This window comes from Alloacidobacterium sp. (assembly GCF_035631355.1).
Taxonomy (GTDB): domain Bacteria; phylum Acidobacteriota; class Terriglobia; order Terriglobales; family Acidobacteriaceae; genus Alloacidobacterium.
The window spans coordinates 45,020-52,551 of the sequence record NZ_DASQIX010000004.1; the positions used below are offsets into that span (position 1 = coordinate 45,020).

Sequence of the window (7,532 nt, forward strand, 5' to 3'; positions counted from 1 at the left end):
GATTGTACAGGGATAGGGGGCAGGGTACAGCGCTCAGGGTAAAGAAGATGTTTGGCAGCACAGGTTGCGCTCGCATTTTGAAAACAAAGCTCGTCAGCTTGAAAATTCAGAGGGTATGCTCTGTGCCCTTTTCAGTCGAGCGCCTGCACCATCCCGCGCCCCAGTAGTTCTTCAGCGCGATCTACAAACGCCCGATCAGCCGCAACCGTTACCCCGACAGGCTCCATCATCACGCAGAACTCGCCGCTCCGTTCTAGATTGAGCATCAGCTTGCCCGGCCCCGGTGATGCCGCAATCATCTGCCGCAATTCAATCAAAGTAGCTTCGCTCGCCCGCTCCAGCGGCACTCGGATGCGCACATTCTGCGGCAAGCGGACCTTCACATCTTCAAGCGCCTGAATCGATGACACCGCCAGCTTAGGCGCAGCCTCTTCTTCCGCGCGCAGTTGTCCACGAACCAGTACCGGGACTTCGATCTTCAGCGTCTCCTTCAACTTCTCGTAATCTTTAGGGAAACAGATCAGATCGATCTTGCCCGTAGCATCCTCCAAAGATGCCTGCGCATACAGCTCACCCGATCGTTTCGACTTTGCAACCTTCAATCCGACAATCACACCGGCAATTGCCGTTTCGTTTTCCGGAGCCTGACCGCGCCGCCCGTTGCTAGGCGCAGGCTTCGTTTCGAGCGCCGTCGCCGCATCCATGACTCCAGGAAGATTCCGCAGCTTCTCCGCGTACTTATCCAGAGGATGCCCTGACACAAAGAACCCAAGCACTTCCTTCTCAGCCTGAAGGCGCTGATACTCATCCCAGTCCGCGATATTCGGCAACTCGTCGGCTTTTGCAGCCGCTGTCGGGTGATCGTCGAAAATCCCGAACAACCCATGCTGCCCTGCATCGCGGTCGCGCTGCGTTTTCTGCGCGCGCTCCATCGCCTTGTCCACCGAGGACATAAGAGCCGCTCGCCGACCAAACGAATCCAGGGCCCCAGCCTTGATCAGCGATTCCACCACGCGCTTGTTCATCAGCCGCAGATCGACCTTCTCGCAGAACTCCCAGAACGATGCGAAAGCCTTTTTCTGCGCGGCCAGTTCATTACGCGCCGTCAAAATTGAATCAATTGCATTGCGTCCGACGTTCTTGATCGCTGTCAGCCCAAAGCGAATGGCTTTTCCGTGCGGCGTGAAATCAGCGTCGCTGAAAAGCACATCAGGCGGCTCAACCGGAATCTCCAACTCGCGGCATTCCTTGATGTACTTCACCACGTTTTCCGGCTTCGAGATTTCCGAGGTCAGCAGCGCCGCCATAAACTCCACTGGATAGTGCGTTTTCAAATAAGCCGTCTGGTAGGCCACCAGCGCGTATGCCGCCGAGTGTGACTTATTGAAACCGTATCCGGAGAACTTCGCCATCAGATCGAATATCTCGCCAACAGCGGCCTTGGGATGCCCGAGTGCAGCGGCACCGCTCATAAACCGGTCTCGTTGCTCGGCCATTGCCTCGGCATTCTTTTTTCCCATCGCCCGACGCAGCAGGTCGGCCTCGCCCAGCGAGTAGCTAGCCAGCACGTTCGCGATCCGCATCACCTGTTCCTGGTACACGATCACGCCCAGCGAATCCTTCAGTATTCCCTCAAGCTCCGGCAGCAGAAACTCCACCTTTCGCCGTCCCCATTTGCGCTCGATGAAGTCGTCGATCATGTCCATCGGCCCAGGACGATACAGCGCATTCAGCGCCGTCAGGTCTTCCACCGTATCCGGCTTGTAGCGCCGTAAAATGTCCCGCATCCCGGGCGATTCAAACTGAAAGACCCCTGACGTCAATGCCGTATGAAACACTCGTTTGAACGTCTCCGGGTCGTCCGGTGGGAGCATCTCGATATCCAGCTTCTCGCCACGGGTCTGCTCAATCAGCTTCAGACAATCAGTAATCACGGTCAGCGTAGCGAGGCCTAGGAAATCCATCTTGAGAAGGCCCATCTTCTCAACTGCCTTCATGTCATAGGCAGTTACGATTTCATCATTCTTGCTGCGGCTAACCGGAACCAGGTCCGCCAGCGGGCGAGGCGCAATCACCACCGCCGAGGCATGCACACCCGCCCCGCGCACCAATCCCTCCAGCTTTTTCGCTGTATCAATCAGTTCCCGAATCTGCGGGTTTCCGTCGTACGCCTCCTGCAACTGCGGCGAATTCATCAGGGCCTGTTCAATCGTCACGCCTATCGTAGTGGGGACCAGTTTCGCAATCCGGTCCACATCGCCGTACGGCATATCCAGCGCGCGTCCCACGTCCTTGATCGCAGCCTTCGCCGCCATGGTGTTGAACGTGATGATCTGCGCCACCTGCTCGCGCCCATATTTCCGCGTCACATATTCGATCACTTCGCCGCGGCGGTTCTGGCAGAAGTCCACATCAATATCGGGCATTGTGACCCGCTCTGGATTCAGAAACCGCTCAAAGAGCAGCACATTCTGCATTGGGTCAATGTTGGTAATCTCCATCGCATACCCGACCAGCGAGCCCGTAGCCGAGCCTCTTCCCGGTCCCACCGGAATCTTATGGTCCCGCGCATACTTGATAAAATCCCACACGATCAGGAAGTAACCTGAGTACTTCATCTGCTTGATGATGTCGATCTCAAAGTTCAACCGCGCTTCGTACTCATGCACGGGCGTCCGCAGTACCCCGCGAGCTTCCAGGTTCCGTACCGCCGTCTCCAGCCGCTTCTTCAGCCCTTGCCGGCAGACTTCCTCAAAGTAGCTGTCAATGGTGTGCCCTGGCGGAACAGCAAATTCTGGAAACGGATTGTCAACCTGGCTGAGCTTCAAATTGCAGCGCTCGGCGAACTGCATCGTGCGGCCCACCACTTCGGGAGAGTGCGAGAACAGCTTCTCCATCTCCGCTGCGGTCTTTACGTAAAACTGATCGGAATCGAATTTGAAGCGCTTGGGATCGTGAATCGATGCCGCCGTCTGCACGCATAGCAGGACCTCGTGCGCATGCGAATCGTCCTCGCAGAGATAATGGCTGTCATTCGTCGCCACCAGCGGAATGTCTAATTCCTTCTCCAGCCGGAAAAGATCGGCATGAATCTTCTTCTCAAGCTCCAGCCCCTGGTCCTGAATCTCAAGAAAGAAATTGCCTTTGCCGAAGATCTCCTGATACTGCCCTGCCGTTGTCCGCGCCGCTTCGTACTTCCCTGCCATCAGATTTTCGCAAAGCTCGCCCGCCAGGCAGCCCGAAAAACCAATCAATCCTTCCGAGTGCTCCGCCAGATATTTCTTGCTCACGCGCGGCTTGCGATAAAAGCCATGCAGCGAAGCCTCCGACGTGATCCGTACCAGATTGCGATAGCCTTCCTCGCTCTCCGCCAGCACCAGCAGATGGTTGTAGTCGTCCCCCTGAGGGTCGGCGCGATGGTCGTCCTTTTTGCAGATATAAAGCTCGCAGCCCAGAATCGGCTTCACGCCGCGCTTCTTCGCCGCATCAAAAAAGTGCACCGCACCGTAAATATTGCCGTGGTCGGTGATGGCAACAGCGCTCTGGCCAATGTCAGCCACGCGGTTCACCAACTTGTCCACGTCGCAAGCCCCGTCCAGTAGTGAATAGTCGGTGTGCAGGTGCAGATGGGTAAATTCAGCCATGGGATATGGCTATTTTAGTTCTGATGTGATGGGTGTTTCAGGCCGAGGCGAGGTGCAAAACGTAAATGAGATGAGGAAAAGCAGTGTCGAAATTGGTGCCATTATCGACAGCTGTCATTCTGAGCCATAGGCGAAGAATCTGTTTTCTATTCCGGCCTACTGGAAATTTTAAGAAACAGATCCTTCGTCGTTTTTCTCCTCAGGATGACAACGTGGGTTTCAGTCGTAATATTCCAGCCCGAGGTGTGTAATCAAATCCTCGCCCATAATGTGCCGTAGCGTGTTTTTCAACTTCATCGACTGGATAAACAGATCGTGCTCGGGATACAGCCCCTCGGTTGTCATCGGCGACTTGAAGTAGAAGCTCAGCCATTCCTGAATGCCCAAGTGCTTCAGTTCCGGACTGCGCTGTGCTAAGTCGAGGAACAACACCAGATCGAGCGCAATGGGGGCCGCCAGAATCGAGTCGCGGCAGAGGAAATCGACCTTGATCTGCATCGGATAGCCCAGCCATCCGAAGATGTCGATGTTATCCCAACCCTCTTTATTATCACCGCGCGGCGGGTAATAGTTAATGCGGACTTTGTGGTAAATGTCCTTATAAAGCTCAGGATAAAGCTCCGGCTGAAGAATAAAGTCCAAAACGCCGAGCTTCGATTCTTCTTTTGTCTTGAACGATTCGGGATCGTCCAATACCTCGCCATCGCGGTTACCGAGAATGTTCGTCGAGTACCAACCGGAAACCCCCAGCATGCGAGCCTTGAACGCCGGAGCAAGGACTGTCTTCATGAATGTCTGCCCAGTCTTGAAATCCTTCCCGCAGATCGGCGCACCCGTCTGCTTAGAAAGCTGCTGCATGCAAGGCAAATCAACAGTCAGATTCGGCGCGCCATTGGCAAATGGAACGCCTTCTTTCAATGCGGCATAAGCATAAATCTGCGAAGGGGCAATGTTCGGATCGTCGTTCACCAACCCCTTCTCGAAAGCCACAATGGACTGGTGCACCTCGGAAGGTTCCAGAAAGATTTCAGTAGATCCGCACCAGATCACCACTACTCGTTCGACCTGTGACTTGAAAGCCTGAATCTCAGACCGCAACTGCTGCGCCAGGTCGCACTTGCTCTTGCCCTTCTTAACGTGTGTCCCGTTCAGGCGCTTCACATAATACTGGTCGAAGACGGCCGGCATCGGCTTGATGGCCTCAAGAAACGGCTTGATGCTCTTCAAATGGTCGCGGTCGAGAACGGCAGCTTGCTCGGCGGCCTCATACATGTTCTCCGGAAAAATGTCCCATCCTGTAAAGACCACGTCGTTCAGGTCCGCCAGCGGAACGAAATCCTTAATCAACGGCGTGCGCCCGTCTGTACGTTTGCCCAGACGAATCGTTCCCATCTGGGTCAGCGACCCGATGGGCTTCGCCAATCCTTTGCGTACCGCTTCAACCCCGGCAATCAGCGTCGTGGCCACGGCGCCCATGCCAACCGTCATGACTCCCAGTTTCCCCTTGGCTGGCTGAACTTTCTTCTCTGCTGCCGCCGTCTTGCTTGCGTCCTTAGGCGTAGACATCCCCTTGCTTCAACCGTCCTTCCATAAAAATGCAGATTGAACATTCAGTCTCAGCCCTCGGCATAGACTTTGGCAAATGCGGTCTGTTTAAATGGTAGCTGTCATGGTTTGAATGGAAAATTTATGGAAGCGACGTGCTTCGCTCAGTATCCTTCACACTTAACGCTATGCCCGCTGCTTTATGCTTCCTGTTCCCGCACGCGGTTCTTCCAGTGCGTCCAGATGAACCAGACAATGCCAATCACAATGACAATTTCCACCGCCAGGTGGAAACGATGGAACGCGGCTTTAAATCGTGGATCGCTCTCCCATGCCTGCCCCAGCTTCATGCCGACATAGGCCAGCACATAGCACCAGGGCCACGATCCAAGAAACGTATAGAGGTGAAAGCGAAGCTGCGGCATTCGCGCAATGCCTGCCGGTAGCGCAATAAACGTGCGCACCACAGGCAGCAGCCGCCCGATAAAGACTGTGATTCCGCCAAACCGCTGAAAAAAGTGCTCTGCCCGGTCAAGATCGTGCTGGTTTAGCAATACAAACCGGCCATACTTCATAATGAATGGCCTGCCGCCCACCGCTCCGATCCAATATGCAACCAGCGATCCTAGATTGCAGCCGATTGCCCCTGCCGTCGCCACCCAGAACAGCTTCAACTGCCCCGTATGCACCAGGTAGCCGGAGAACGGCATGATGATCTCCGACGGCAGCGGAATGCACGCTGACTCAACCGCCATTAACAGGGCAATGCCCGCATAGCCTGAAGCGGAGATTACAGCAATGATGAACGAGGCAAGAACGGCCAGGATTTTTTCGGTCATTCCCGTTGAGTATACCCGCCCGCATTTTTAAAGAACGGCGGCGACATCGGTGTGCATAGGCTAGTCGGATCAAAGTCAGTTCGTAAGGCGCTCATCCCGCCGCAGCGTATACCAGAGCCCACTGCCGATAAAAAGCATGGCCAGTCCCGCACCTTCGATGACCGCATTAGACGACCTAACATCCAGTCCCGGCATGGTCAGGCCATGCGCAGCGAGCGAATACAGAGCCCAAAAAATAAAAACTACGCCATAAACTACGCCTGCAATTTTTAAGATGTTCAGAAAGCGTGTGGCCCGTGCCAGCGCAGCCATTTGGCGGTGCCGCTCCGCTTCCGCCCATACCACCGCCAACGATGGCGGTGTGTTCCGAGAGGCAAGATCGCTCGCATCCTGCCGCAGAGCCTCTGCCACCAGCACCGTTTCACGGCAATCGGTACAGTTTTTCTGGTGCTCGATAAGCGCATTGGAAGGCGCGCCCGTATACAGCGCTCGCATTGTCTCGCTTTCGTATTTACATCGCATCGTATTCATCTCGTTTTCAGCAGCCCGGCTGCAGTACGCCGCGCGCGTAACAGCAGCAGCCGGATACTCATCGCGCTAAGGCCGGTAATCTCGGCAATCTCGGTATGGCTCATGCCCTCCACATAGGCGAGCCATAAAAGCTGGCGCGCGCGTGGCTTTAGGGCCTGCATCATTCGGCGAACATCAATCTTCGCAGCCGGATCATCTTCCACCGCCTCCTCATGGTCCGCATCATCACAGAAAGCGCTCTCACCACTCCGCCAGCGGTCGCGCAGCAGATTTGTGGCAATGCGGTAGAGATAGCTGCGCGTCTCAGTCTCATTCATCGTCTGCTCGCCTGTTTTGCGACTGAGAAAGCGGCAGTATGTCTCCTGCAGGAGGTCATCGGCAACTTCGCGCTGGCCTGAGACTCGCAGCAGATATGCCCAAAGCGGACGTGCCGTCCTGTCATAGATCACCTGAAAGGCGGCTTCGTCCAGCGCTCGCGAATCATGGCTCGCGCTCTCCGGGAAGTTCGTGATGGAATCCGCCAGGGTCATCTGTAACGAGCAACTCACTAGGCCTGCGGTCTACGGTCAAAAAGGCCGAACGATCGCGAAAGTAGATACGACGCCGCAGCCGCTACACCGAAGCCCACGCCGAGTGCTATCGCCAGTGTCCCGAAGATGGTGAAGGCCTCATCGGAAAAAGGCAGCTTCGCCCGCAGCACCAGCAGGGCAATTCCAAAGGCCGTGATAATAATGGCCGCCTGCGTGCTGCTGAGGATACGTTCATAGGGCGTAACCCGTTCCGTGCTCAATCCTTCGATAAATTGCTTCCCGGCGGGTGTATCCACATAGGCAAGAAGACTCTCGCTCGTGTCCAGCCTTTGCAGCAGCCGCGATTGGACGTCGGCCTGAAACTTGGCGATCTTGTAGCGGCGGATCGAGGAAAACAGAACCCAGACGATCCATCCAATCATGAAAAATGCGCCGCTTGGTAC

Annotated in this window: 6 protein-coding genes; all 6 read right to left on the minus strand. The window is 55.5% G+C overall.

The window, feature by feature from the left end:
• Window positions 1-131 precede the first annotated feature (131 nt).
• A complete protein-coding gene (dnaE, locus tag VEV40_RS01500; protein ID WP_324829625.1) occupies window positions 132-3,644 on the minus strand; it encodes a DNA polymerase III subunit alpha in 3,513 nt (1,170 codons plus the stop codon).
• A 219-nt stretch (window positions 3,645-3,863) separates the two neighbouring features.
• Complete coding sequence (locus VEV40_RS01505) at window positions 3,864-5,210, minus strand: inositol-3-phosphate synthase (protein ID WP_324829627.1); 1,347 nt, start codon at window positions 5,208-5,210, stop codon at window positions 3,864-3,866.
• Window positions 5,211-5,389: 179 nt separating this feature from the next.
• The gene (locus VEV40_RS01510) at window positions 5,390-6,028 is read right to left on the minus strand and encodes a DedA family protein (RefSeq protein WP_324829629.1); all 639 of its coding nucleotides are present in this window, start codon (window positions 6,026-6,028) and stop codon (window positions 5,390-5,392) included.
• A 75-nt stretch (window positions 6,029-6,103) separates the two neighbouring features.
• A complete protein-coding gene (locus tag VEV40_RS01515) occupies window positions 6,104-6,550 on the minus strand; it encodes a hypothetical protein (RefSeq protein ID WP_324829631.1) in 447 nt (148 codons plus the stop codon).
• Between the two features lie 5 nt (window positions 6,551-6,555).
• The gene (locus VEV40_RS01520; protein ID WP_324829632.1) at window positions 6,556-7,089 is read right to left on the minus strand and encodes an RNA polymerase sigma factor; all 534 of its coding nucleotides are present in this window, start codon (window positions 7,087-7,089) and stop codon (window positions 6,556-6,558) included.
• Between the two features lie 17 nt (window positions 7,090-7,106).
• A partial coding sequence (locus tag VEV40_RS01525) for a hypothetical protein (RefSeq protein ID WP_324829633.1) occupies window positions 7,107-7,532 on the minus strand: 426 nt, incomplete at its 5' end.

Bases quoted from the DNA above. Each gene is read 5' to 3' on its own strand.
- VEV40_RS01505 (WP_324829627.1), bottom strand. From the start codon at position 5,210: ATGTCTACGCCTAAGGACGCAAGCAAGACGGCGGCAGCAGAGAAGAAA.
- dnaE (WP_324829625.1), bottom strand. From the start codon at position 3,644: ATGGCTGAATTTACCCATCTGCACCTGCACACCGACTATTCACTACTG.
- VEV40_RS01520 (WP_324829632.1), bottom strand. From the start codon at position 7,089: ATGACCCTGGCGGATTCCATCACGAACTTCCCGGAGAGCGCGAGCCAT.
- VEV40_RS01515 (WP_324829631.1), bottom strand. From the start codon at position 6,550: ATGCGATGTAAATACGAAAGCGAGACAATGCGAGCGCTGTATACGGGC.
- VEV40_RS01510 (WP_324829629.1), bottom strand. From the start codon at position 6,028: ATGACCGAAAAAATCCTGGCCGTTCTTGCCTCGTTCATCATTGCTGTA.